General features: G+C 68.8%; 19 protein-coding genes. 13 read left to right on the top strand and 6 right to left on the bottom strand.

The window, feature by feature from the left end; translation table 11 throughout:
* Nucleotides 1-209: 209 nt before the first annotated feature.
* The 8 genes from AAH979_RS03485 (at nt 210) to AAH979_RS03450 (ending at nt 11,675) form a co-directional block, all read left to right on the top strand.
* Entirely contained in the window at nt 210-1,649 is a 1,440-nt protein-coding gene (locus tag AAH979_RS03485) for a M28 family peptidase (RefSeq protein ID WP_346256518.1), read from the top strand.
* A 140-nt stretch (nt 1,650-1,789) separates the two neighbouring features.
* Nucleotides 1,790-2,734, top strand: coding sequence for a hypothetical protein (locus AAH979_RS03480; protein WP_346256517.1), 945 nt, complete (start codon nt 1,790-1,792; stop codon nt 2,732-2,734).
* 209 nt (nt 2,735-2,943) lie between these two features.
* Nucleotides 2,944-4,638, top strand: coding sequence for an ABC transporter ATP-binding protein (locus AAH979_RS03475; RefSeq protein ID WP_346256516.1), 1,695 nt, complete (start codon nt 2,944-2,946; stop codon nt 4,636-4,638).
* An 88-nt stretch (nt 4,639-4,726) separates the two neighbouring features.
* Entirely contained in the window at nt 4,727-6,568 is a 1,842-nt protein-coding gene (locus AAH979_RS03470) for an ABC transporter ATP-binding protein (protein ID WP_346256515.1), read from the top strand.
* A gap of 337 nt (nt 6,569-6,905) precedes the next feature.
* Nucleotides 6,906-8,264, top strand: coding sequence for an extracellular solute-binding protein (locus AAH979_RS03465; protein ID WP_346256514.1), 1,359 nt, complete (start codon nt 6,906-6,908; stop codon nt 8,262-8,264).
* A gap of 22 nt (nt 8,265-8,286) precedes the next feature.
* The gene (locus AAH979_RS03460) at nt 8,287-9,231 is read left to right on the top strand and encodes a sugar ABC transporter permease (RefSeq protein WP_346256513.1); all 945 of its coding nucleotides are present in this window, start codon (nt 8,287-8,289) and stop codon (nt 9,229-9,231) included.
* A gap of 2 nt (nt 9,232-9,233) precedes the next feature.
* Nucleotides 9,234-10,133, top strand: coding sequence for a carbohydrate ABC transporter permease (locus tag AAH979_RS03455; RefSeq protein WP_346256512.1), 900 nt, complete (start codon nt 9,234-9,236; stop codon nt 10,131-10,133).
* A gap of 33 nt (nt 10,134-10,166) precedes the next feature.
* Nucleotides 10,167-11,675 carry an alpha-N-arabinofuranosidase gene (locus AAH979_RS03450; RefSeq protein ID WP_346256511.1) on the top strand — a complete coding sequence of 503 codons (1,509 nt, stop codon included), beginning with the start codon at nt 10,167-10,169 and terminating at the stop codon, nt 11,673-11,675.
* A gap of 453 nt (nt 11,676-12,128) precedes the next feature.
* Here AAH979_RS03450 and AAH979_RS03445 read toward each other — a convergent pair whose 3' ends face one another.
* The 6 genes from AAH979_RS03445 to fxlM form a co-directional block, all read right to left on the bottom strand.
* The gene (locus AAH979_RS03445) at nt 12,129-13,247 is read right to left on the bottom strand and encodes a hypothetical protein (RefSeq protein ID WP_346256510.1); all 1,119 of its coding nucleotides are present in this window, start codon (nt 13,245-13,247) and stop codon (nt 12,129-12,131) included.
* A gap of 3 nt (nt 13,248-13,250) precedes the next feature.
* Nucleotides 13,251-14,174 (bottom strand): thiopeptide-type bacteriocin biosynthesis protein, encoded by a 924-nt coding sequence (locus AAH979_RS03440; protein WP_346256509.1) that lies wholly within the window; start codon nt 14,172-14,174, stop codon nt 13,251-13,253.
* A gap of 17 nt (nt 14,175-14,191) precedes the next feature.
* Complete coding sequence (locus AAH979_RS03435; RefSeq protein WP_346256508.1) at nt 14,192-15,337, bottom strand: lanthionine synthetase C family protein; 1,146 nt, start codon at nt 15,335-15,337, stop codon at nt 14,192-14,194.
* A complete protein-coding gene (locus tag AAH979_RS03430; protein WP_346256507.1) occupies nt 15,334-18,450 on the bottom strand; it encodes a lantibiotic dehydratase in 3,117 nt (1,038 codons plus the stop codon). The genes AAH979_RS03435 and AAH979_RS03430 overlap by 4 nt, the downstream gene beginning before the upstream one ends.
* Nucleotides 18,451-18,549: 99 nt before the next feature.
* The gene (locus AAH979_RS03425) at nt 18,550-18,744 is read right to left on the bottom strand and encodes an FxLD family lanthipeptide (protein ID WP_346256506.1); all 195 of its coding nucleotides are present in this window, start codon (nt 18,742-18,744) and stop codon (nt 18,550-18,552) included.
* 46 nt (nt 18,745-18,790) lie between these two features.
* Entirely contained in the window at nt 18,791-20,011 is a 1,221-nt protein-coding gene (gene fxlM / locus AAH979_RS03420) for a methyltransferase, FxLD system (RefSeq protein WP_346256505.1), read from the bottom strand.
* A gap of 1,520 nt (nt 20,012-21,531) precedes the next feature.
* On the opposite strand from fxlM, the gene AAH979_RS03415 reads away from it, so the two are divergent.
* The 5 genes from AAH979_RS03415 to AAH979_RS03395 all read left to right on the top strand — a co-directional run bounded on the left by AAH979_RS03415 (nt 21,532) and on the right by AAH979_RS03395 (nt 25,506).
* Entirely contained in the window at nt 21,532-22,407 is an 876-nt protein-coding gene (locus AAH979_RS03415) for a helix-turn-helix transcriptional regulator (protein WP_346256583.1), read from the top strand.
* The gene (locus AAH979_RS03410; RefSeq protein WP_346256504.1) at nt 22,400-22,600 is read left to right on the top strand and encodes a DUF397 domain-containing protein; all 201 of its coding nucleotides are present in this window, start codon (nt 22,400-22,402) and stop codon (nt 22,598-22,600) included. Before AAH979_RS03415 ends, AAH979_RS03410 begins: the two co-directional genes overlap by 8 nt.
* A gap of 254 nt (nt 22,601-22,854) precedes the next feature.
* Complete coding sequence (locus AAH979_RS03405; protein WP_346256503.1) at nt 22,855-24,231, top strand: hypothetical protein; 1,377 nt, start codon at nt 22,855-22,857, stop codon at nt 24,229-24,231.
* Between the two features lie 2 nt (nt 24,232-24,233).
* Nucleotides 24,234-24,806, top strand: a complete 573-nt coding sequence (locus AAH979_RS03400) for a flavin reductase family protein (RefSeq protein WP_346256582.1) — start codon at nt 24,234-24,236, stop codon at nt 24,804-24,806.
* A 4-nt stretch (nt 24,807-24,810) separates the two neighbouring features.
* On the top strand, nt 24,811-25,506 hold the full coding sequence (locus AAH979_RS03395; protein ID WP_346256502.1) for an HAD family phosphatase: 696 nt from the start codon (nt 24,811-24,813) through the stop codon (nt 25,504-25,506).

Genomic DNA, 25,506 nt, shown 5'->3' with positions numbered 1-25,506 from the left:
GTGGCGGTGGGCCGGCGGGCGGCGCCGGCCCACCGCCGCGGAGAGCCCGCAGCCGGTAAATCGATCTTGAATTCGGTCACCGGCCGGGGCTACATTCACTGCACCGTAACCCCGAATTCCTGCACCGTGACCACGTTCTTTCGACGGTGACCACCCCGCGGTCCGCGCCGGTGATGTCGGCCGGACCGGCGCAACCAGGAGGGACCACATTGGAGAGTCGCCCCGACTTCCCCACTGCCGACACCAAGGGCCCCGAGAAGTCCGCGGTGAGCCGACGCCGGGCGATCGCGCTCGGCCTGGGCGGTGCGGCCGCCCTCGCCACCGCCGGCCCCGCCTGGGCGGTGACCGACCAGCGGCCCGGTGCCGTCCGTCCGCCGAGCCTGGGCGCGCACGACCGGCTGGTCGCCGGCCGGGTCTCCGCCCGGCGGGCGCTGCACCACCTGCGGCATCTCTCCGAGAAGATCGGCCCGCGCATCGGCGGCACCTCCTCGGAGCGGGCGGCCGCGAAATACCTCGCCGACGAACTCGACGACCTCGGCTACCGGACGACCCTTCAGCCGTTCACCGTCGCCGACAAGTTCCTCGGCCAGCTCAGCTCCCGTCCCGGCCTGCCCGACGACCTGAACTGGCAGGTCGGTGCGTCGCCACACGCCGCCCTCGATACCAGGGTCACCGGCCGGGTGGTGGACGTCGGCGCCGGAGCACCGGAGGACTACCCGGCGGACGTCGCCGGCAAGGTCGTACTCGTCGACTACGTCGCGGCGCAGCGCGAGACGCTGGTCGCCACCGCCGTGGCCAAGCAGGTGGCGGCGGTGGTCTTCCTGCCGGCCGACCTGGTGGCGCCGCGCCGGGCACAAGCCTTCGCCCCCACCCTGCCCGGCTCGGCCACCTCCCCGGTGCCGATCCCGGTCGTCGGCGTCGCCCAGGCGCAGAAGCACCGGCTGCGGGAGCGGCTCGCCGCCCGCCCGCTGACCCTGACCGTCACCACCTCGGCGCACCGGGGCCTCACCTCGCACAACGTACTGGCCGAGCGGGCACCACGGTGGGGCGGGCGGAACAGCCCGGTGGTCATGGTGAGCGCGCACTACGACACCGTGATCGGCGCACCGGGCGCCAACGACGACGGCTCGGGTACGGTGCTCTGCCTCGAACTGGCCCGGGTACTACGCAGCCTGCCGGTCGACGCGACGGTCCGATTCGGACTGTGGGGCTCGGAGGAGCAGGGGCTGATCGGCTCCCGCTACTACGTCGCTCAACTGCCGCAGGCCGAGCGGGACCGGATCGTCGCCGTCTACCAGAACGACATGGTGGCGACGAGCTGGGATCCGGCAACCCGCTACTGGCTGCTCTCCTTCACCGGGCTCGCGAACCGGGCCACCGACGAGGTGGCCGCCGCCGCGACCCGGCTCGGCTACCAGCCCCAGATCTCGCCGGTGACGCAGCGCGGTTCCAGCGACCACCAGTCGTTCCAGGAGGTCGGCATCGCCAGCGCCAACTTCTCCTGGCGGGGCGAGGAGTCTCCGGCGCTGCTGGAGCCGCCGTACCACAGCCCGGAGGACACCATCGAGAAGAACATCAGCCTGCCCCGGCTCCAGGTGTCGCTGGAGCTGATCGGCACCGCCGCCTACGCCACGGCCCGGCGCCCCTGACCGCGACGCCGGCCCGGGTGACGACCGGGCCGGCGTACCGGGCTGTCGGCCGCGCCGCACGGTCCAGCCATGCGATCCGCATGGTCGAATCGTGCGGCGCGCGCCTGCCGGTTGACCGGCGGCCCCGACAGCCTGGAGCCATGACATCGACGACACCGGACGCCACGGTCCGGAACACCGAATCCGCCGGTACGCCGCACACCCTGCCCCCCGCCGCCGGGACGCCCCGGCGGCACGCCGCCCGGCACTTCCTCCGGCACTTCGCCGAGATGACGATCGCGATGGTCGTCGGGATGCTGCTGCTCGGCCCGGTGTGGGAGGTGCTGGCCACCACCCTCGGGGCCGCGACCGGGCTGGCCCTGCCCGAGGTGCTCGACCGCCCCGACGTGGGTGCGCTGGTGATGGCCGGCAACATGACGCTTGGCATGGCCGTCTGGATGCGCCACCGCGCACACCGGTGGGCACCGGTCGCCGAGATGGGCGCGGCGATGTACCTGCCGTTCCTGCTCTTCCTTCCGCCGTACTGGCTGGGGGCGGTGAGCGGGGAGTTCCTGATGACGGCCGGTCACGTGCTGATGCTGCCCGCCATGCTGCTCGCGATGTTCCGCCGGCTGGACGAGTACAGCGGTGGGCACCGGGGCGCTGCCCCGGCCGCCGCCCACGCCGCCGTCCCGGGCGGCGGTACGCCCCGGCGGGTGGTCGGGTTGCTGAAGCGTCGCTGGCCGACCTGGCTGGCCCTGATGGTCACCATCGACAACTGGGCCGACCCGCTGGTGCTGGACGCCTGGGTGATGCTGATCCTCCCGGTCGGCTACCTGGTGATCGGCACCGTACGCCGGCAGTTCGGCGACCGGCGGATCCTCGCGGTGCAACTCGGCGGGCTGGCCGGCTACCTGCTCCTGGTGGGTGCCGCGCTGGTGGTGCCGGACGACCTGGGACGCTATCTGGTCGGCTTCGGCTGGCTCGCCCACTCGGTCTGGGACTTCGCCCATCACCGGGCCAACCGGGTGGTCCCGCGCGGCTTCTCCGAATGGTGCGCCGTCGTCGATGCGGTGATCGGGATTACGATCCTCTTCCTGGCGTAGCGGTCATCCGCCCGTGCGTGGCGGAGCGGGCCGTCCCGGGGACGCGCTCATCGCGAGGTCGGTCGTCCCGGGGACGGCACATCGCGCGGCGGGGCGTCGCGGAGAGGGCACCAGCAACGGGCCGGTACGGCGAACCTGCCGGGGGTCGCGGCCCGGCGATGGTTTAGGTTAGCCTAACCTTCAACTCGTCAAGCGGAGGAGTTCCGAGCGTGCGGACCGGCAGTCCCACCGCACGTACCGTGCTGACCGGCGCCATCACCGGCCAGCTCCGGCACGTGCTGGCCAGCGCGGGACTCAGCGCGAGTCACCAGGCCGGCGAGGCACTGGTACCGGTGCTGATCGGAGTGGTCATCGACCGGGCCGTCGGCCGGGGCGGGGTCGTGGACCTGATCGGCTGGATCGGCGTACTGGCCGTGGTGTTCGCGGTGCTGTCGACGAGCTTCCGGTTCAGCGCCCGTACCGGCGAACGCGCGGTCGAGCAGGCCGCGCACCAGCTCCGGATCTCGCTCACCCGGCGGATCCTGGATCACCGGGGCGGGGCGGAGACCGGTCGGCTGCCCGGTGCGCTGGTCGCCACCGCCACCGGGGACGCCGATCGGGTCGGCGCGGTGAACCGGGCGTTCGCCACCGCGATCGGGGCGTCCACCGGCCTGCTGGTCGGCGGTGTCGCCCTGCTGGTGGTCTCGGTCCCGCTCGGCCTGCTGGTGCTGGTCGGCGCACCACTGCTGCTCTGGCTGGCCCACCGGCTCGGCCGCCCGCTGGAGCGGCGCAGCCACGCCGAGCAGGAGCGGGCGGCGTACGCCTCCGGGGTGGCCGCCGACCTGGTCGCCGGACTGCGCGTACTCAAGGGTCTCGGCGCGGCGCCGGCCGCGGCCCAGCGCTACCGGCGGACCAGCCGGGAGTCGCTGGCCGCCACGGTCCGGGCGGCCCAGGCCCAGGGCTGGTACGACGGCACCCTGCTCATCATCACCGGACTCTTCGTCGCCGCCGTCGGCCTGCTCGGCGGCCGGCTGGCGGCGCAGGGCGACCTCACCGTCGGCCAACTCGTCGCGGCGGTCGGCCTGGCGCTCTTCCTGCTCGGACCGCTCTCCATCTTCGGCTGGGTGAACGCCGAGTTCGCCCAGGGCCGCGCCTCCGCCGACCGGATCGCCTCGGTACTCGGCGCGCCTCCGGCGACGCCCTCCGGAAGCGGCTCCCCCGGTACTCCGGTACTCGGCCGGCTGGACCTGCGGGACGTCCGGCACGGCACGCTGCGCGGCGTCAGCCTGCACGCCGCCGCCGGCGAACTGGTCGGCATCGTGGCGACCGACCCGGCCGTCGCCGACGACCTGCTGCGCTGCCTCGGTCGCGACGTCGACCCGGACGGCGGCACCGTCGAACTCGACGGCGTCGGGCTGCACACCCTGGACCCCGAGCGGCTGCGGGCCACCGTCCTGGTCGCACCGCACGACGCCGACCTGTTCGAGGGCACCCTGCGGGACAACGTGAGCGCACCGGCGACCAGCGAGGCCGACGTACGCCGGGCGCTGGCCGCCGCCGACGTGGACGAGGTGGCCCGCACCCTGCCGCAGGGGATCGAGACGCTGCTCACCGAACGCGGCCGGTCGCTCTCCGGCGGGCAGCGCCAGCGGGTGGCCCTGGCCCGGGCGCTGGCCGCCGAGCCGCCGGTACTGGTCCTGCACGATCCGACCACCGCGGTCGACGCGGCCACCGAGGCCCGAATCGCGGCCGGGCTCCGGGAACTCCGGCAGGGCCGGACCACCCTGCTGGTGACCACCAGCCCGGCGCTGCTCGCGGTCACCGACCGGGTGGTGCTGCTCGACGACGGTGTCGTGCGGGCCGAGGGCAGTCATCCAGACCTGATCCGGCGGGACGCCAGCTATCAGTCGTCGGTGCTGCGGTGAACGCCGGCCGAGGCGCCCGGGACGCTTTCCCGGGCGTCGATGCTGAGGTGAACGCCGGCCGAGGAACCAGGACGGGAGGAGTGCCCCGATGAGCGAGCCCGCCGGAGCCGACCAGCCGGGCCGTGAGCTGCTGCCGACCGCGACCGGGCGGCAGGTCCGGGACACGCTGGCCGAGTTGCTGCGGTCGCGCCGGTTCCTGGCCGTCCGCGCCCTCGGCCTGCTCGTCGGCTCCACCGCGGTCGGGCTGCTCACCGCCCCGCTGCTCGGGCACATCGTGGACCTGGTCGTCGACGGACGGCCACCGGGTGCGATCACCGCCCCGACGGTGCTGCTCGGGCTGGTCGCGGTCGTCCAGGGGATCTCGCTGGCGCTGGGGCTGTCCCAGGTCGCCCGGCTGGGCGAGGGCATGCTCGCGGACCTGCGGGAACGGTTCATCGACCGGGTACTGGACCTGCCGCTGGAGCAGGTCGAGCGGGCCGGGTCCGGCGACCTGACCGCGCGGGTCACCGGCGACGTGACGGTGATCGCCGAGGCGGTGCGGATGGCGCTGCCGCAGCTCGCCCGCTCCGGCCTGACCATCGGCCTGACACTGGTCGGGCTCGCCGTACTCGACTGGCGGTTCCTGCTCGCCGCGCTGCTCGCGGTGCCGATCCAACTGCACACCGCCCGGTGGTACGCCCGCCGGGCCCAGCCGCTCTACGCCAGCCAGCGGGTGGCGCACGGCGCCCAGCAGCAGCAACTGCTCGACACCGTCGGCGGTGCCCGGACCGTCCGCGCGTTCCGGCTCACCGAACCGCACCTGCACCGGGTGTCCGGTAGTTCCGCCGCGGCGGTCGAGCTGACGCTGCGCGGAATCCGGCTGATGACCCGGTTCTTCGGCCGGCTCAACCTCGCCGAGTTCGTCGGGTTGACCGCCGTACTGGTGACCGGCTTCCTGCTGGTGCGCGCGGACGCGGTCACGGTCGGTACGGCATCCGCCGCCGCCCTCTACTTCCACAACCTCTTCGGCCCGCTCAACGCCGCGTTGAGCCTGGTCGACGACGCGCAGTCGGCCATCGCCAGCCTGGTCCGGCTGGTCGGCGTCACCCGGCTGCCGGCGCACCGGCGGCCGGACCACCGGCCCGTGCCGGTGGACGGCGGCGTCGAGGCGAAGGAACTGCGGCACGCGTACGTGCCGGGGCACGACGTGCTGCACGACGTCACGTTCAGCGTGGCGCCGAACGAGCGGGTCGCCCTGGTCGGGGCGAGCGGCGCGGGTAAGACCACCCTGGCCAAGCTGATCGCCGGGATCCACCGGCCCAGCGGCGGCAGCATCCGGCTCGGCGGCGTACCGATCGAGGACCTCGGCGCCGCCGTGGCCGGCCGAACCGTGGCCCTGGTCAGCCAGGAGGTGCACGTCTTCGCCGGACCGCTCGCCGAGGACCTGCGGCTGGCCGGGCCGGACGCCACCGACGACGAACTGCTCGCCGCGCTGGACCGGGTCGGTGCGCTGGGCTGGGTACGCGCGCTGCCGGACGGACTGGCCACGGTGGTCGGCGACGGCGGGCACCGGCTGACGGCGGCACAGGCCCAGCAGTTGGCCCTGGCCCGGCTGGTACTGACGGCGCCGCCGGTGGCGATCCTGGACGAGGCGACCGCCGAGGCCGGCAGTGCCGGCGCCCGGCAGTTGGAGACGGCGGCGGCGCGGGCGCTGGACGGGCGTACCGGACTGGTGGTGGCGCACCGGCTGACCCAGGCGGCCGCCGCGGACCGGGTCATCCTGCTGGACGCCGGCCGGGTGGCGGAGACCGGCACGCACGACGAACTCGTCGCCGCCGGCGGCCGGTACGCGGCGCTCTGGGCGGCCTGGGCCGGCACCCGGGACACGCCTGCGCAGGACCCGGCGCCGGGGCAGCGGCGGCCGGAGCCGACGACCGGCACCGAACGCTGAGGCCCCTGGCCCCCGAGCACCCAGCACCGAGCACCGAGCACCGAGCACCGAGCACCGAGCACCGTTGAAACGATAAGAATCCGGTCGGAGCTGCCCGCTCGGTCCTGGGCTGTCGCGCGGCCGACCGCGTCCCGAACCCCCACGCCGCATTCTGGGTAAACGGTGGCTACCGATTGACGACCTTCCCTCAAGCGGCAACAATCTGGACAAGTGTGATCGCTCACATCGGACTGCTCCGGTAGCGACCATCGGGGCAGTACCGCGTCGCCCCGCCGCCGGAGCCCCCGGGATTGGTGCCTGAAACGGTTCATCGACTACTCCGGTCAGGAGGGGAACCATGCACGGTCCGCCACCCGCCCCCCGGCCTCCCGGGCCCGCACTGAGCCGCCGCGGCGTACTGCTCGGCGCGCTCGCCGGCGCCGGCGCCGCGACCCTCACCGGCTGCGCCACCCCGGTCGGCGCCGGACTGCTGAAGACGGAGGCGGCGCCGGGCGCCGTCGAGTACTGGAACCTCTTCGGTGGCGGGGACGGCGTCCGGATGCAGCAGATCCAGGACTCCTTCCGCCGGGCGAACCCCGACACCCCGCTCAAGGCCATCACGCTGGCCTGGGGCGACCCGTACTACACCAAGCTCTCCCTGGCCAGCGTCGGCGAGGAACCGCCGGACGTGGCGATCTCGCACCTCACCCGGATGAAGACCCTGGTCGACGCGGGACTGCTCCAGGAACTGCGCCCCGAGGACCTGGCCCGGCACGGCATGGCCGCGGAGAACTTCAACCAGCGGGCCTGGCAGGCCGGGCTGGTCGACGGCCGGGCGTACGCGATCCCGCTGGACACCCACCCGTTCGTCCTCTTCTACAACACCGACATCTGCCAGCAGGCCGGACTGCTCGACTCCGCCGGTCAGCTCAAGCCGATCGTCGGTGAGGCGGCGTTCGTCGACGCGCTCACCCGGGTCAAGCAGGTGACCGGGCAGTACGGCGCCACGCACGGCATCAACTCCGACCCGGCCTCGCCGTGGCGGTTCTTCCAGACCCTCTACTCCCAGCTCGAAGGCGAGATCCTGGCCGACAACGGCACCCGGGTGGTGCTGGACGACGCCAAGGCCGCCCGGGTGCTCGACTACCTGCGCGCCCTCACCGTCGAGCAGGGGCTGATCCCGAGCGGCGCCGACTACCCGGGCGCGATCGCGATGTTCGCCACCGGCCAGGCCGGGTTCCACCTGAACGGCGAATGGGAGATCAGCACCTTCCAGACCGCCGAGATGCCGTTCGGGATGACGCTGGTGCCCAACATCTTCGGCGGGCCGCACGCCGTGCAGGCCGACTCGCACACCCTCGTCCTGCCGGTCCGCCCCGACCTGGACCAGGCCCGGCTGGACCGGGCGCTGCACTTCGTGCGGTTCGTTCTCGACCAGAGCCTCACCTGGGCGGAGGGCGGGCACGTCCCGACCTGGCTGCCGTTCGCCGAGAGCGAGGCGTACCGCCGGCTCAGTCCACAGTCGAGCTACGCCGCCGCGGCGGACACCGCCGTCTACGACCCGCCCGGCTGGTACTCCGGCTCCGGCTCGAACTTCGAGAACGTGATCGGCTCGGCGGTCGGCGGGGTGGAGGGCGGGCAGCTCACCTCCCAGGCCGCGATCGCGCAGATCCGGTCGCAGCTCTCCATCCTCGCCCAGACCCCGTCGCCGGTGTGACCTGACCTTGCGGAGGTTTGCCGTGGCCACCACCACACACTCCCCGGGCCGGACCGGTACCGGATCCGCCTCATCGCCGCCCGCCGCCGAGCGGCGGCCCCGCAACGGCCGGCCCGCGCTGCTCCTCCTGGCTCCGTTCCTCGCGTTCTACCTGCTCTTCATCATCGGACCCGCGCTGTACGGGCTGGTGATGAGCTTCTTCCACACCAGCCTGGTCCGGCCCGGACTCGGCGAGTTCGCCGGGCTGGACAACTACGCCGAGGCGCTGGGCAGTTCCGACTTCTGGTGGGCGCTCTGGCACACCGTCTGGTTCACCATCCTGACCACCCCGCCGCTGGTGGTGCTGGCGCTGGTCTTCGCGCTGCTGGCCGAGCGCGCCCGCCGGGGGCGCTGGTTCTTCCGGCTGGCCTTCTTCCTGCCGTACGTGCTGCCCTCCGCCGTGGTGGCGCTGATCTGGCTGTGGATCTACACGCCGGAACTCGGCCTGCTCAGCCGGACCGTCGACGCGATCGGGCTCACCGCGCCGAACTGGCTCGGCGACCCGGGCTGGGCGATGGTCTCGCTGGCGATCACCACCGTCTGGTGGACGCTCGGTTTCAACTTCGTGCTCTACCTCGCCGGCCTCCAGGACGTCCCCCGGGACCTCTACGAGGCGTCCGCGATCGACGGCGCCGGGCCATGGCAGCAGATCCGCCGGATCACCCTGCCGCTGCTGGGCCGCACCACCACGCTGGTGGTGGTGCTCCAGGTGATCGCCTCGCTGAAGGTCTTCGACCAGATGTACCTGATGACCAGCGGCGGCCCGAACTTCAGCACCCGCTCGGCACTCCAGTACGTCTACGAGGTCGGCTTCACCGACTACCGCACCGGCTACGCCGCCGCCGCGTCCACGCTGTTCTTCCTGCTGGTGCTGGCGGTCTCCACGGTCTGGCTGGTCATGACCCGCCGCCAGGAATCGGAGGTGTGAGGATGGCACTGCTCGAATCGACCCGCGACACCGACCGGGACCGCCGTACCGAGGCCGGTGGCGCGGCGCTGGCGAACTCGGTGGACCGGCGGCTGCGCCTGTTCAACCGCTGCTGTATCGGGGTCCTGGTCGCGTTCGCGCTGCTCTGGCTGGTGCCGCTGGCCTGGGCGCTGGACACCTCGTTGAAGCCGAACGCGGAGACCACCGACCCGACCTGGCTGATCGAGAACCCGACGCTGCTCTCCTACCGCACCGTGCTGACGGAGAGCGACATCCTCAACTGGTACCTCTCCAGCTTCGTCACCTCGACCCTCTGCGCGGCCGGTACGGTGCTCACCGCCAGCATGGCCGCGTACGCGCTGTCCCGGCTGCGGTTCCGGTACCGCCGGCTGGTCTACTGGTTCGTGCTCTGCGGCCTCATGATCCCCAACCAGGTGCTGGTCGTGCCGCAGTTCCGGGAACTCGGCAGCGTGCACCTGCTGAACAGTTGGTGGGCGGTGTTCCTGCCGCAGGTCCCCACCGCCATCGCGGTCTTCATCTTCAAGCAGTTCTTCGACGGGATCCCCCGGGACCTCGACGAGGCCGCCCGGATGGACGGCGCCGGCTTCTTCCGGACGTACCGTCGGGTCGTCATGCCGCTGTCCCGGCCCGCGGTCTCCGCCGTGACGATCTTCACCTTCGTCTGGAGCTGGAACAACCTGCTCTGGCCGCTGCTCGCCGTCACCGACCCGGAGCTGATGACCATCCCGGTCGGCCTCGCCGCCATCCAGGGCACCTACGGCATCCGCTACGCCGACACCATGGCGTCGGCGGTCCTCGGCGCGCTGCCGCTGGTCCTGGTCTTCCTGCTCTTCCAGCGCCGGATCGTCGAGGGCATCGCCGGCACCGGGCTGAAAGGCTGACCACCGCACCGAAGATCGACCGTTGGAGGTTTTGTGCACCAGGCCGCGTTGACCATCGATCCCGCGTTCCGGATCGCCGAGGTCGACCCGAGGATCTACGGCTCGTTCGTGGAGCACCTCGGGCGCTGCGTCTACACCGGGATCTACGAGCCGGGACATCCGACCGCCGACGAACACGGGTTCCGCCGGGACGTGGCGGAGCTGGTCCGGGCGCTCGGCGTACCCGTGCTGCGCTACCCGGGCGGCAACTTCGTCTCGGGCTACAACTGGGAGGACGGCATCGGCCCGCGCGAGTCCCGGCCCCGCCGGCTCGACCTGGCCTGGCGTTCCATCGAGACCAACGAGGTCGGCGTCGACGAGTTCGTCGGCTGGACCCGCCGGGTCGGCAGCGAGCCGATGATGGCGGTCAACCTCGGTACCCGGGGTGTGGACGCCGCCCGGAGCCTGCTGGAGTACACCAACCACCCGTCCGGGACGTACTGGTCCGACCTGCGGCGGCAGCACGGCAGCGCCGACCCGTACGACATCAAGCTGTGGTGCCTCGGCAACGAGATGGACGGCCCCTGGCAGACCGGGTTCACGACGGCTCGGGAGTACGGGCGACTGGCGGCGCAGACCGCGCAGGCGATGCGCCGGGTCGATCCCTCCATCGAACTCGTCGCCTGCGGCAGTTCCGGCAGCGGAATGCCGACCTTCGGCAGCTGGGAGGCGACCGTACTGGAGGAGACCTACGACCTGGTCGACTACGTCTCGGTGCACAGCTACTACCAGGAGCACGACGGCGACCGGGACAGCTTCCTGGCCAGCGCGGTCGACCTGGACCGGTTCATGGAGGCGGTGGTGGCCACCTGCGACCACGTCCGGGCGGTCGGCAAGCACCGGAAGCGGATCAACCTCTCGGTCGACGAGTGGAACGTCTGGTACCAGAGCCGGTTCGTCGGTGAGGAGAAGCTCGACTGGGCGGAGGCGCCCCGGCTGATCGAGGACACCTATTCGGTGGTCGACGCGGTGGTCGTCGGCGACCTGCTGATCTCACTGCTCCGGCACGCCGACCGGGTCAAGATCGCCTGTCTGGCGCAGCTCGTCAACGTCATCGCGCCGATCCGCAGCGAGCCGGGCGGGCCGGTGTGGGTGCAGCCGACGTACCACCCGTTCGCGCTGACCTCCCGGCACGGTCGCGGCACCGTGCTGCGGGTCGAACCGACCGGGCCGTCACACGACACCGGCCGGCACGGCGAGGTGCCGACGGTCACCGCGACCGCCGTCCGGGACGAGGAGTCCGGCGCGGTCACCCTCTTCGCGGTCAACCGGGACCAGCGGGAACCGCTCGCCCTCGACGTCGACCTGCGGGCCTGTTCCGGGCTCGTCGCCGGGGAGCATGTCGTGCTGACCGACGCGGACCCGGAGGCGACGAACAGCGCGGCGGCGCCCGAGCGGGTGACGCCGAAGCGGCTCGCCGACCTCAAGGTCGAGGACGGGCGGGTCGGCGCGGTCCTGCCGCCGCTCTCCTGGAACATGATCCGGCTGACTGCCGGCAGCTGAACGAGGTGGTGGCGGTGGCGGTTCGGACGCGCCGTGGTGTTGGCGTAACACGGCGGGGGGCGCGCACGTCATCGGGTGGGGGCATGTCCGGCTGGTCGGGATTGGTGACCAGGATGCGGACCACTCCAGATTTCGCATGCGGTCGAGGTCTGCGGCGATCTCGCTGATGCGAAGTGTGGCGTCGTCGGTGCCGTCGAGGTAGTCCTGAGCGGCGATGCGAATGGTGTCACCGGCGCGGGCAAGAGGGGTAGGGCGCTCACCACGGTGCGTATGGCCTTCCCGGCGGGGATGAGGGTGGTTCACCTGCCGCCGCCGGCCTCGGGTAAACCGACGGCGGCAGGTGGATCAGACGCGGCAGCACTGCGCGCTGTGGGTGCTCAGGTGCCGGGGATTGGGACGGCCAGGGCGAAGTCCACGACGCCGCACTTGATCGATCTCGTAGCGGCGAGCGGCCTAGACCGGCGCGAGCGCCGTGTCGAGGGCTTCCACGGCGACAGCTGCCGTTGTGGTCATCTCGCACACGACCGCTGCGGGTAGCTCCCCGACCCCGAGTCCCGCCTCCGCTGCGATACGGCGTAGGTCAACATACTGATCTCGGGTGATGCCGGCCGAAGGCTCGCGGAAACCGAGGACGTCGCGGGCGGCGTAGCCGTCGGCGGTCTCGATGGCCTGTTGCGCGGTCTCGTGCAGGACTTGCGTCGCCACTTCCGGCTCGACCGCGCCGGCGAGGATGGCAACGGTGAGCCCGAGACGTGTTCGGTAGGACGCGTAATTGGTTGCGGTCATGGGGAGGGCGAGTCGCTCCACGGCGGTGGCTAGGTGACGTACGGCGCGGGGGCTGCCTGGCCCTGCGCATATCAAGTCGAGACAGGCAGCGACCTGTTGCTCCCACGGTTCGGTGAGTGCGCTGGCTGCCAGTACCCGGCGGCCTTGATCGGGGTCGCCCTGAACGCACGAGGCAACGATGACTGCCTGCCGTCCTTCCAATAGGTGATCGCCAATGCCATTGTGGATACGGGCATGATCGGCAGCGTCGCCCCACCGGTTGCCGAGCGCCAGGATGCGGATGCCCTCACCGACGAGTTGAAGCCAGACCCACTCGCGCAGCTTGCGGCGGTCGTCGCGGTCGCCGGTGAGGTTGGCGGTGGGCAAGGTGTGCTCGCCGATGGTGAGGTCGGTGTGGCGGGTGACCGCCTCATACATGGCTTCGATGAGTCGTAGTGCTGATGTCCCCTGGTCAGCGCGGATCTGCAGACGGGCCAGGTTGAGAACGGGTTCGAGCATGTAGTGGGCTTCGAGAGTGGTGAGCGGTCTGGTCAGGCGGCGGTAGGCGTTGATGTGTTGCCAGCAGAGTTGACGGGCGAACTCTGGCATTCCCGCGTCGCTGGCGATGAGGGCGGCCTTGTTGAGGACGTGCGCCGCATCGGCCACTCCGTGTTCGCCCTTTTGCGCGGCGGCGTTGGCCGCATCGGTGATCTCTTGGATGCGTAGGGGTAGGGCCGGGCAGTCGGGACGTGGGCGGCCGAGGAGCGGGAAGCGGCGTACGGCGGCGGCGATGGTGGCGTGGTACATGGCTCAGCTCCCGGGCAGGATGGCGGTGGTCGCGGCGCGGGCGAGGATTGCTTGGGTGTGGGCGGGCAGGTCGAGCCGGTTCCAGTGGAAGATCACTATCTGGGCCAGGACGGCCCGGACGCCACGGCGGAGGTGGCCCGCGCGGGCTGCTTCGGCGCACTGCTCGCCGGCTCGCATGAAGGCCAGGTGCCAGTCGTTGGCCGAAGTAAGAGGACCGTCGGGAGCGAACAACGCCGTACGGGCGTCGGCCGGAAGTGCGAGCAGGGGCCGCATCTGGTCGGCGAGGCGTTGCACCCGGGTCGCATCGGCGGCCGGAGGGGCGGGTCGCATCTGGGCTACTTGATCGAACACGTCCGCCGCCTCGAACCAGTCGAGTCCCGCGCCGTGCTGGAGTGCTCGGATGAGCAGTAATGACACTTCTCGGCGGCCGGTCGAACGGGGGCCGGTCCCGGTGTAGTGGAGGACGCCTCGGCTGTCGGCGCAGAAGAGTTCGTGCACGATGGCCATGGGCGTATCTCCACCGAACGCGGCTGTCTCGGGCTCGTAGATGCCCGCTCGCCATTCGGCGATCACGCCGGCGGCGGCGAGTTCGTCAAGGAGTGCGCTGGCGGCGTCGTGGTCGGTGGTGCGGACCCTGATCCGCCAGAACGGGTGTTTGCGTAGGAACCACCAGACGGTCCCGTCGCCGTCGAGCCGGTCGAGCCGTGGTGCGACCTTCGCCCGGAACGATGCATCGGCAGTGGTCCAATCGACCGGCCTGACGAGTGCGTGGTACCAGATGCCGGCGTACTCGCGTTGCAGGGCGGCGAGCCCGGCGGCCTTATAGGTCTGCACCGCGTCGGCGAGGTCGTGCATGTCGATGCCTGCCTCGGCAGCGGCTGCCTCCGCTGAAGTTCCCCAGATGACGGCCTCGACGAGGGCGGCCATGCGGTATGGGCTGATAGTCAGGTGATCAGTAGGCATGCGTCCCACCTGGTTCGGGGTGGCGTGCTCAGGCGCACGGTCTGCATTGCGAGGGACCAACCGGTGCGACCGGTTAGGAATCCGGCGTGGCTGCGGCCGGGGTCGCTTTGGGTGAGGCGTTCGGCAAGGGCAGGAAGTCGCATGGTGATGCCCGGGGTTCGAGCATCCGTGGCTGCCCGGTGCGCGGTGGCGTGGAGTCCCGCGAGCCCGTGACAGATTCCGGGCTCGGTGAGGCGGTCGAGCTGGGGGCTGCTCAGGCAGCTTGCTAGGGCAGCTTCGGCCGCCACCTGACGGACGGTGTGATTGGTGGCGATGGCGGCGAGTTGGAGGGCGCGGGCGATGCCGGGTATTCCGTAGCACCATGACGGCCTCCCAGGATGTTCCTGGATCGGGCGGCCGGTGCGTAGCTCGTCGCGGGTGAGCCATTGGGGCCACCACGGTCCGTGTGGTGTCTCTTGTCGCCACTGGTCGAACCATGCGCACAGACGCTCGATCGCTTCCGTCTGGCCGTCTACGTGACGACCTGCTCGGGTAGCGAGAGCGAGCAGGGCGAGCAGGCCGGCGGCGCCGTGGGCCATGCCGAGGTTGGCGTGACCGCCGGGGGTGGGCAGGAGTGGGTCGGGGTCGTGGTCGACCCACCAGCCGGGGAGTTGTTGTCCGTCGTCGCTGCGGGGCTCGGTGAGCCGTACGACGTACGTCAGCAGGTCGCCAAGCTCGTCGCTTTCGGGCAGGTCCCGCAGTAGCAGGGCGCCGAAGCCGACGAGTCCGTAGAAGAGATCGTATTCGGCGAACGTCGCGGGCAGGCCGTGCTGGAACCGTTCGACTGCGGCGGTCAGACGCTCGCGTACGAGCCGCCGTACGTGATGGGTGAGATTCTGCCGGGCGGCGGCGTACCGGTCCCGGCCATCGGAGGTCGCCCCATTGAGCATGAACAGCACGGCAGGTGCTCCGTAGTACAAGCCCGCGTGCCTGCCCGCGTCGACGGGGCTGCTTGTGGCTCGCTTGATGAACTGCTGCACGGCGGTCCAGTCGCCGGTGCCGTTGGACGCTCGCTCGATTGCGAGGACGGCGACGCCGACGATGCTTGTGGCGAGCGACTGCCAGTCCGCTTCGATGGTGGCCGTCATCGGGTACCTGCGTGGGCCAGGCAGCGCATTGCCGCCGCTCTCGCGGCGTGATTGGTTTTGCGCTCGAAGTCCGGGTCGACCCCGACCGCACGCATGTGGTGCTCGTGCAGGAGGGTCCGCAGCACGCTCGTGGGGTCGCGCTGTGCCAGCAGGCAATCGTGGTAGGCACGCAAAGAGATGTCGCGGGCCTGCCAGGCGTCCGCGACAGCACCTCCGCTGGGCAAAGCCCGTAGGTTTCGGTAGTCGTTGTTGGGCTCGGCCAGTTGACGGGCCAGGTCGGTGAGCGCGCGCTCCGCTGGTGTGGTGGCGCCATTAAGGCAGGCCAACAACGCCCGATACCCGGTTTCGTGGTCGGAGGCGAAAGCTGCGGCGAGCCGCGCCATGGACGCAGCCGCGAGAGCTTGCGCGGGTATGCCCACCTGCTCGGCGGTCCGAAGCTGCGCGATGGCGGCGGTGGTGTCGGTGGCGAAGACTTCCTCGGCGGCCTGGAGCGCGAGGCCGTGACCGTAGCGGGCAAGGTGCTGGCGGTACGGGGCGAGGATGAGTTCGGCGGGTAGTCCGCGAGCCTCCAGGCCGGCGGCGAAACCGGCCAGGATCGCGCAGGTGGGTACGTAGGCGGCGGGTTCTTTGAGTCGCAGGAATAGGGATATGTGCTGGTCGGCTTCAAGCCTGATCGTGTCGCGGTGCCGCCTGATCCACCAGCGTTCTAAGCCGAGGCCGGCGAGGTTGTCGGCCAGTCTCGGCAGGTGGGCGGTGAGCAACTGGTCGGCGCGGGCCGGGTTGCCGATCCACTGGGCGTGGACGACGGTGGACGCTCCAGGCCAAAGCGTCTCGCCGGGCGGCCAGGTGACCGGCGTGCGTCGGATCGGCGGAGTGGTCAAGGCAAGTGGAACGAGGAACTCGGCCGGGCGGCCTCCGGTCCATCCGTAGCCGCGGGCAGGGGCGTCTTCGCGGAGTTCGAGCCGATCAGCGCGGGCCAGACGGGTACGCAGAAGGGCACGGTCGAATGGCCGATCGAGGTCAAGGGGAAGGCGTAGCTCACCGTGGCAGACCACCACCCGGGCGGGTACGCGCCACTGCCGCCGCCACGCGGCGAGGGACGCCTCCCACCGGACCTCGGTCGAGTCGGCCTGGTCAGCGCTGTCAGTGGCGAGGTCGGCGGGGTTCAGTAGCCAGCGTGCCGGGGCCAGGATGATGCGGCCGTACCGGATGCGGGGGATGTAGGGCAGGTTGCGTGCGGCTGCGCCGTGGTCGAACGGGCCGAAGACGGCGCTGCGGGCGTCGGCGACCTCGGCGAGAAACCGTGCCAGGGGCGGGGTCTGCACGACGGTGTCGAGGGCATGCGGTATTTGCGGGACGACCCGGCGCCCGGTGGGCTGGTGGACGAGGTACATCTGCTCGCTGTCGACGGTGACCGCGAGGTCCTCCACGGCGATCCCAGGGCCGTCCGAGTGCTCGGACAGGGACAGCACGTCGGGCAGGAACGTACCGACGCGGATGACGTTCTGGTTGTGCGTCCGGCGGGGCGGAAACGAGATCTGGATCGACATCACCTCGCCAGGGCCGCGCCCATCAACGGTGAACGACTTGACGAGCTGCGCTCGCTCAGGCGGGTCGAGCAGGTAGGCGAAGCGCCCGGCCATGCTGGTCGGCGTCCGGGGCGCTGCCGCCACCCGCAACTCGAAGTCCCCATCGTCAAGCGCCTCGGTCGTGGCGGCGTGCACGGCGAATCCCAGCTCGGCTCGGGAAGGCGGAAGGGCCAAGGTGTGGTCGCCGACGGTCAGTGCGGCAATGTCGCTGTCGGTCAGGCGGATCTCGTCGGCACCGTTGAGCACCGCCTTCTGGATCATCGCCCCGAGGCGCACATCGCGTTCGGTCAGCGTCCGCCAGGCCGGACGTGCGCGCGGTGCGCCGAGGAATCCGGTCGGGTACCCGAGGCCGGAGTCCGCGAGCAGGTCACGGACCGGCACCAGCGCACCGGGACCGTAGCGGTCACGGAACCGGGCGTGGTAATCCAACCAGGCGACCGAACCGAACGGCTGTGTGGTCACCCGCAGCAACACCTCGGCGGCGAGCACCGCCTCGTCTAGTACCTGGGGCGGAACGCTGATCTGGGCGTCGAGCCGCAGGTCCACGGCAAGCTGATGCTCAGCGGCGGGCGCCAGTGCGGCCATAGATTCGGTCACCGCAGCACGGATTCGCGTCGCCTCCGAGGGATCTGCCAGCGTGTTGTGCCGCATCAACTGCTCATGGACCGATTTGAGCTGGTTCAGGGCAGGGGCTACCACGCTCAGCTCGGCCGCCCCTTCGGCCTCCAGCGCGTTGATGATATGGGCCAGGCCGTCTACGGCCGTCATCGGCGGCCGAAGGCCCGTGATGAGGAAGCCACCATCAACCAGGCCGTGCACCATCGCCTCGATCGTGCCGATAGCAACGCTGGACAGCTCGTCCGCGATCCGCGCAACGAGTTGGTCAAATCGGATCGGCCGGGCCGCGTGAGCGAGGGCCAGTCGCACGGGTCGGGTATCTCTGGTGGAAGTCTCACGGGGCAGCCCAGGCGAACGCTGGCCAGGCTGAGGCCGCGGGGCGACGATGACTCGACCGTCGCGCACGAGCCTAGCGTTGTCGGCCACCACTGACAGTCGGGGCCGCAGCTCGCGGCACGCTTCGAGGTTGTCTACGAGCAGCGTGAGCCATTCACCGTCGACCCGGGCGACAGCCCGGTGTCGATCTCCGATCTTCGCGGCCGCTGGGCCGACGGTTGCCGTCGTGATGGCGGCGAACAAGCCGAATGGCGTCGTCCGTCGCTGCCACCGCAGGAGGTAGGAGGCTGTAGCAAGGACCGCCCGGCGAACAGCGGTGGCCGTGGCGTCAGGTGCACCAGAGGCAAGCAGTTGGTCGACGCGGGAGGCAAGGGCGGGACTGGCGATCGAGATTGCTTCCCGAACGTCAGGCCGCGTCCACTGCTCGGCCAGCCAGGCGAGAGCTTCCCGCTTGACCGCCCGAGGGCCAATGAGGTTCGCCCCAGGCTCGGGGCCGAGGTCGCCAGGATCAGTGCTGGCCCGGACCAACACCGGACCGACTGCCTGGTATCCGGCGCGTTCGGGCAGCATATGACGCCTCCTACGGGGGTGAGGTAGGACCGGGCCGCCGGAGCCCGCGAAGCGGCGCGGGCTCCAGCGGCAGGAGGGTTAGCTACGGGAAGGGCGCGATCAGGCCGGGTCGTAGGACGAGGTACTGCACGCGCTGGTGCTGCACGTCTGCCCGCAGCCGTCGTTCGTGCTGCACGCCATGACGACCAGCGGCGTGGCGGACTCGATCACCCGCATGTCGAGCACGAAGTCGTCGTCGGTGACGGCCTCGGTGTCGACGGTGGGGGCGTCGAGGACCGCAGTCGGCGGAGCCATCGACATCACTCTCCTTACTGGAAGGGGCTGTGTGGTGCCACCTGGTCTACGACCAGGAGATCGAGATGACGCCGTGCGTCTTGGGCATAACGGTGGTGCCGGCCGGGATACGGGAGCGGTCGCTGTCGGCGGGCCAGTAAGCGAATCTCGGCTCGGTGTCGCGCCCACCGCGATCCCACGCCTGGATTTGCTCGATCATCGCCGCAGCGGCCTGCTCGCCGTCCGGGCCGTAGGCGCGAGCACCAAACTCCACTCCTTCGCCCTCCAACGCGGGCTGAACTGCCAGGTAGGCGAAGCCAGCCCCGCGTACGACCCCGAAGGGGAACCACCCGCGCTCGGCGGACAAGTCGGTTCCCTCCTCGGCGGCGACACGACAGAAGCCACGGAGGAACCAGGCGAACCATAGATGCAGGTCGGCGAACGAGACGCCGTGCTTGATCGTCACACCGGACCACCGCTCGGTGCGGTCCGTCGCGAGGATGGCGTCGAGCTGGCTCATCTCTTCTGGGACGCCCGAGTCGAACGACAGGCGGACGTTACGGCCCTCGGAGTCAGGCAAGAGGAACACCCGGTCGGGGTGCCTGCCATCGCCCTGCATCGGCACGAACCCCGCGACTTCCAGCGAGGTGCTGGCCAGGTGGTCGACCTCGCGGCGGAACCCGATAGTCCTCGTGACGGCATTCATGATCAACGGCAGAACAAGGATGCCGTTGTCCCGAAGTTGGTCCAGTAGGGCCGGGGCGATATCCCAGGCGCCGACAGTGACGATGATCGCGTCGAACGGCCCCTCGTCCGGCACCCCGTGCTCGGCATCAGCGACGAGGACCCGAACCCTGTTGCCGTAGCCGTTTCCTTCCAGCAGTGCCGCCGCCCGGTCGGTGACGTCCGGGTCGATGTCAACGCTGACCACTTGACCTTCCGGGCCGACGATCTCGGCGATGTATGCGGCGTTCAGCCCACCCGAGCCGACCTCCAGCACGGTCATGCCCGGCCGAAGCTCGGCCTGCTCCAACATCCGAGCCTGGATGTAGGCCGCAGACACAGACGAGATCGCAACGCCGTGCTGGTCGCGCTTGGTGATCACCGAGTTGTCGAACCCGTAGGCAACCGCTAGATCGGTGTCGTCGGGCATGAACCGCTCGCGCGGCACCCGCCGGATCGCATCCTCCACGGCCCGGGTGATGATCTTTCCCTGCGCCCGCAGTTCGCCCGCCAGCTCAGCGCGCAACTCAGCGGCACGATCAGCGTCGAAACGTGTGTCTGTCATTTGGACCACTCGGTACTTCCTCCTAGTCGGATCGGTCAACGCACCTCACCGGGCCACCGCGGGCAGCGCCGCACGGAGCCAGCGAGACGTCTGAGACGGACGGCACCGGGTGCCGGCCTACTCGAAGAGGCCAGTCTGCTCGCGAAACCGCCCCTGAGCCGCGAAGCCCCCACGGCGAGGCGCAAGCCTCGGACGTCCTTCATCGGCCAACCACACGGTGCGGGCCGCGACGACCCTCCGGCGCTCATCCTGGACTTCCAAAGGCTGAGAAAGGCGTACCGTCAGGAACCAGATTGCCGTTGCTTCCGATGAGGGCGAGGGGGCGGCGGCGTGGAAGCTGACGACCGTTACCAAATAGGACCGAGTGCGCGAGGTCGCGCGTGGGGCAGGGCTCAACCTCGCCACACGCAAGGCAGTGTCCGCCCGCATCGGAGCGCAAATGCTCAGTGATCACTCTTTCCGCGTCGTCGGCTATAAGAGCAGTCATGGATACCGCCGCTCGGACCGTTGTGGCCGTCATGACGACTTCTCGGTGCTTGCAGCGTTCGGCGGTGCGCCCCAGGAGGAAAGGATCTGACGCAGTGCGTCAGCTCCATCATCGGTGACCTGCACCGTCAAGCTTCGCATGCGTGGAACCAGAGCCACGAACTGCTCACCCATCAATAAATGGATGGTTGTGCGGATCGCCTCGACAGACACAGACGGGAGTGAGCTGGCGAGCTGCGATACCGTCCACGTGCGACCCAAGGCATTTACGAGTTGTGAGTATATTGCGCGCCTAGGAGGGCTGTCGACTTGCAGAATCGGGGTGTGGAGTGGCTTCATAGCGGGTCAACCTCCACTTCCGCCAAAACGTTCAGCACCCAACGAGCCTTCTCGCATGGGAACCAAGAGAAACCACAGGTAAGCTCGTAACAACCATCGCAAAGGTTCAGCTCACCCTGATGATGGATAGCGAGTGTGATCCGGGCGTCTCGAACTACGTCCGCAGCGGGTTTGTCCCTGACGATCACGAGCATGGCCTCGTCCACGGAGCAATCTCGGTTATCTGCCTCGCCGCAGACGCAAGGAAGCGACGCGGGAGGCTGGTGTCCACGCCCGGTTGCTTGATCACTGGTGCTCCCTTCCTGTTGGTACGCTCGGCCGGACGGACTTGTAGTCTGCGTCCGGCCGAGGCAATACCTGACCGGCCGCCCGCACGCTTGGGCGGCGCTAGCGCGCGACGTCGGGCGGTACTAGCCCCACCTCACGCGGTCGCCCTTGTCAGACGGCCCTGCGTCGGTCTACCGGTGCGAACCGGATCGACACGTCGCTTGTTGTGTGTCCACCATCACGGACAGTCCACCTGACCGGGAATCCCGGCTTACCGCCGAATCTGATACCCAACCTGATACACAGATGGCTCTGACCAGGCACGCAGTCCAGTCACGGGGTCTTCCCAGGCAACTCGAAGCATGGAGAAGGGTTACGCTTCGGCTGCCTCGCCGGTGGTTCGTCCGGCGGCTGTACCGGAGGTCGCCATGATCAGTCCATTCGTGCGACGTCGGAGACTCGCGACCGAGCTGATTGCGCTTCGCGAGGCTCACGGCGTTTCGGCCGCAAGGCTCGCCACGGACATCGGCGTTGCGCGTCAGCGCATCTCCCGTCTTGAGAATGGTCATGTCGCGCCGGACCTAGATGAAATTATGCGCATCCTCGAACTGTTCCAGGTAAACGAGCAGCGCTGGCAGCAGATAATGACTATTGCCCGGGAAGCCCAGGAACGCGGCTGGTGGGCGAAGTTTGCGGATGAAATGGGCGCGAGGCAGGCGCTTTACGCCAACTTGGAGGCCGGCGCCAGTCAGATCCGCGAGTACCAGATGGTCTATCTTCCTGGCCTCTTGCAAACTCCGTCCTACACGGAGTGTCGAATCAATATGGACCGAACCGAGGACGCTACCTACAACCTTTCGCGCGCCAGTGAAGCCCGCGCCGGTCGTCAACGAATGGTCGAGCGGCCTGGTGGTCCGATATACGAGGTCATTATCGATGAGTTGGCCGTTCGGCGTTTTGCGGCACCTCCACCAGTCGTTGCAGACCAGCTCGATCACATAGTGCACGCGGGCCACGAGAGAGAGACGTTGGTAGTGCGAGTCTTGCCCCTCGGTGCACAGATTCGCAACCATTCAGTGCCGCGTTCAGCCTTCTTTATGTACCGCTACCCGGACCCCGAAGATCCAATCGTGGTGGCGGTCGACACCGTCACGGACGACTTGGTGCTAACGCAACCCCCAAGCGTCGACCGCTACGTTCAGCTCTACGACCTGCTGGTAGAGGCGGCCTTGCGGCCAGATGACAGCCTTGACTTTCTCGCCACAGTGGCCGAGGAGACTAGGAGGAATGGGAACAATGGATAAGTTGGCTTTCGGCGAGTGGCGCAAGTCGACACGCAGCGGTGGCGCCGACAACTGCGTAGAGGCCGCTATCTCCGACAATCGATACGTCGGATTGCGCGATTCCAAGGACCCGAACGGCCCTAACCTCGTCTTCAGTCAGGACGTCTGGGCGGAGTTTGTCGAGGGCATTAGGCGCGGAGAGTTCGACCGGTAAGCCCCGCCGCAGCGCTGGTCGCCACAGTCGGACTCGTGGCGGCCAGCCGCTACAGGACAGCTTGGGTCCGGGTGGCGGCTTGAACGTTCGGAACGTCCGCTGCGATCCTGTAGGGCAGGACACACACGCGTCAGGGGTCTGGCAGGCATGATCATCAGGGGTGCAAGATGCCGAGGCTGAGGCCGAAGAAGGAGAACACCCAGTTCAAGACGGCCCGGAAAGCACTCCTCTCGCCGTCAGGATCAGGTCGGCCCATGTCGCGCCAGGAGCTAGCTGACGCGTGTAACGCCTTCCTCGCCAAGTGGTACAAGAGCCAGGACCGAGGGCCGCGGTGGGCCGGCCTCACCGAGCGCTCGATCGGAGCGATCGAGCGAGGCGATAACCGATGGCCAAACGAGGACTATCGGATGGCCTTATGCGCTGTTTTGAAGGCTGACGAAAAGAGCCTCGGTCTCTATATCGATCGCACCACGGCGGATGAGCGCGCATCGACAGATGGCCCGGTTTCCCTGGCGGACCCGGAAACCTCCGCCTCGCCGCTACCACAGGATGCGCGCATCGACCGCCGCAGCCTCTTGACTGCATTGCCGGTTGCTGGCGCCGCCGGGTTATCCAGTACCTTTCTTTGGAGTCTGGCATCCGAGTCCATCGAGTTGGTCAACGACAGCCCTATGGGTTATGCACGCGACACGCTTTCCGCAGCCCGTGGGCACCTTCAAGGGGCTACCACGGACTACGTACTGACCTCCGATCTTCCCGCAGCGGTCGCGGGAGCCCTAAGCACCGGGGCGCTCCTATCGCCCCTGCTGCGAAGAGGGGGCCTTTCCGTTAGTGACACACAAGAGCTATACGTGCTCCAGGGGGCATCGTGCCTCTTGTTAGCCTCGGCCTCCCACGACTTCGGTGAGTCCGCCGCCGGCATGATGCACGCCGAGGCTGCCGGCTATTTCGCGGAGCGCGCGGGCCACCCAGAGCTAGCGGGATGGGTAAATTGCACCAAGGCGATGATCGACCTCTGGCGTGGTCGGCCAGGCTCAGCCTTGAAGCATGCGGCTAAGTTTACCGGAAGACGAAGTGACTCTTATCGGCTCCGAGGGCTCCAGGTGCGCGCCCTCACCCAACTCGGCAGACGTTCCGACGCTATGGAGCATCTCGCCCTGCTAGAAGGCGAAAAAAACAACTTCAACGAGGCCGGCGAATTGGGCGACCTGGGAGCGATGTTCACCTTTCCGGAGGGGCGACAACAATACTATTCGGCGGTCACATATGCACTTCTCGGGAATTGTGAGCTTGCCGAGGAGTACGTCCTTGCTCTCGGCTACGGCGGTGCCCCGCCGATAGGAATGAAGACCTGGCCGATCAGTTGGGCATTGAGCAGAGGCCACCTAGCACTTGCCCGTCTAAGCTCCGCAGGCGCAGAAGGTGGCCCGGAGGCCGCAGCGGAGGCGCTCGCACCTGTACTCGCGCTTTCGGAAGGCCAGCGAATAAATCAGCTCGCCCAGGTCTTTCAAGCCCTTGCGGACCAGCTCGACATGCCGCAGTTTCAGACGAATGTCACGGCGACCATGCTACGGGAGCAAGTGCGCGACTTCCTTGGTGGAGCGGTTCGACGAGAGGGAGCATTGACTTGACGATGCGGCCGGGCAACTTAAGGAAGGCTCATCGCCTTCTCGCTCCGCGAGTCGCTTACCTGATAGGAACGCGAAGCATTCGGGGCGAGTCGAATTTGATCCCTGTTTCTAACGTGACCTCGATCTCGACTGATCCACAGCTTATTGCTCTCGCGGTCTTTAGGAAATGGGCGACGTTCGAGAACCTTGTTAACACGAGTGCGTTCACTCTATCCGTGCCCAAGGTGGAGCAGCTTCCTGGTGTATGGCAGCTCGGTGCCCGCTATTCGCGGTTCCGTTTCGAGAGCGCCGCAGAGAAGCTGATGGCCAGCGGCTTATCCATCCTCGATTCTGACGACCTTCCCGCGCCGGTCCTGGAGGATGGCCTTGGCTGGCTCGCCTGTCGGATGCTTCAACAAGTGGATGTCGATGGCGACCATGGCGTGTTTATCGGCGAGGTGATCCGCGTTGCCTTCGACGGTAGATCATTCGACAGTGAAGGAATGCCGACCACGCCACTTCATCCGTTAATGCAAGTTACTGGCAATAGCTTCACTACGTCTGGCGAGACTACTTCCATTGAGTATGGGGAATGAGCGCGTGACCCGACAGGGGATTTCCGTTGATCGAGTCAAGGCCGTCGTGTTTGACTGCGATGGCGTGCTAGTTGATTCCGAGACGATCAATAATGAGGTTATTGCGCAACTAGCCACGCTCGCCGGCTTGGAGACCTCATTCGAGGACAGTGTCCGGCTTTACATGGGGCGGGCGACTGACGAGTGTGCGGCGGAGATCGAACAACAGGTCGGTGGCCCCCTAGCCTTCGACTTCGCCGGGCTTTACGAGGAGCGGGTGTTGGCCCGCCAAAAGGACTTGGAACCCATCGAGGGCGTGAAAGACCTGTTGGAATGGCTTACCGGTCGCGGCCTCCCCGTGTGTGTCGCCTCCAGTGGCACGCCGGCTGAGATTCGCCATCGGCTGACTACGACCGGTCTGCATGCTTTCTTTGGCGAGCATTTGTATAGCGCGTCGATGGTTTCGCGCGGCAAGCCGGCACCCGACCTATTCATGCTCGCTTCTGAGCGTATCGGCGTACGGCCGGAGTCTTGCCTACTGATCGAGGACAGCCCGTTTGGAGTGCAAGGCGGTAAGGCGGCCGGAATGCAGGTGGTCGGATTCGCATCGCTAGCAGCGCCATCCTCCTTAGTGGAGGCTGGCGCCGATCTGATTGTGAGAACAATGGAAGACCTCTACGACCACGTGGCCCATGTTCCCCGAATGGACCTTGAGGGTTGA

It is taken from the genome of Plantactinospora sp. ZYX-F-223, from assembly GCF_039649625.1.
Classification (GTDB): domain Bacteria; phylum Actinomycetota; class Actinomycetes; order Mycobacteriales; family Micromonosporaceae; genus Plantactinospora.
The sequence above is the reverse complement of the archived record's forward strand: the minus strand, read 5'-3'. Positions and strand labels throughout refer to the sequence as shown.

What these genes read in the sequence shown, in the direction of transcription:
- AAH979_RS03480 (WP_346256517.1), top strand. Translation starts at nt 1,790, where the DNA reads ATGACATCGACGACACCGGACGCCACGGTCCGGAACACCGAATCCGCC.
- AAH979_RS03470 (WP_346256515.1), top strand. Translation starts at nt 4,727, where the DNA reads ATGAGCGAGCCCGCCGGAGCCGACCAGCCGGGCCGTGAGCTGCTGCCG.
- AAH979_RS03465 (WP_346256514.1), top strand. Translation starts at nt 6,906, where the DNA reads ATGCACGGTCCGCCACCCGCCCCCCGGCCTCCCGGGCCCGCACTGAGC.
- AAH979_RS03455 (WP_346256512.1), top strand. Translation starts at nt 9,234, where the DNA reads ATGGCACTGCTCGAATCGACCCGCGACACCGACCGGGACCGCCGTACC.
- AAH979_RS03445 (WP_346256510.1), bottom strand. Translation starts at nt 13,247, where the DNA reads ATGTACCACGCCACCATCGCCGCCGCCGTACGCCGCTTCCCGCTCCTC.
- AAH979_RS03440 (WP_346256509.1), bottom strand. Translation starts at nt 14,174, where the DNA reads ATGGCCGCCCTCGTCGAGGCCGTCATCTGGGGAACTTCAGCGGAGGCA.
- AAH979_RS03435 (WP_346256508.1), bottom strand. Translation starts at nt 15,337, where the DNA reads ATGACGGCCACCATCGAAGCGGACTGGCAGTCGCTCGCCACAAGCATC.
- AAH979_RS03430 (WP_346256507.1), bottom strand. Translation starts at nt 18,450, where the DNA reads ATGCTGCCCGAACGCGCCGGATACCAGGCAGTCGGTCCGGTGTTGGTC.
- AAH979_RS03425 (WP_346256506.1), bottom strand. Translation starts at nt 18,744, where the DNA reads ATGGCTCCGCCGACTGCGGTCCTCGACGCCCCCACCGTCGACACCGAG.
- fxlM (WP_346256505.1), bottom strand. Translation starts at nt 20,011, where the DNA reads ATGACAGACACACGTTTCGACGCTGATCGTGCCGCTGAGTTGCGCGCT.
- AAH979_RS03415 (WP_346256583.1), top strand. Translation starts at nt 21,532, where the DNA reads ATGATCAGTCCATTCGTGCGACGTCGGAGACTCGCGACCGAGCTGATT.
- AAH979_RS03410 (WP_346256504.1), top strand. Translation starts at nt 22,400, where the DNA reads ATGGATAAGTTGGCTTTCGGCGAGTGGCGCAAGTCGACACGCAGCGGT.
- AAH979_RS03405 (WP_346256503.1), top strand. Translation starts at nt 22,855, where the DNA reads ATGTCGCGCCAGGAGCTAGCTGACGCGTGTAACGCCTTCCTCGCCAAG.
- AAH979_RS03400 (WP_346256582.1), top strand. Translation starts at nt 24,234, where the DNA reads ATGCGGCCGGGCAACTTAAGGAAGGCTCATCGCCTTCTCGCTCCGCGA.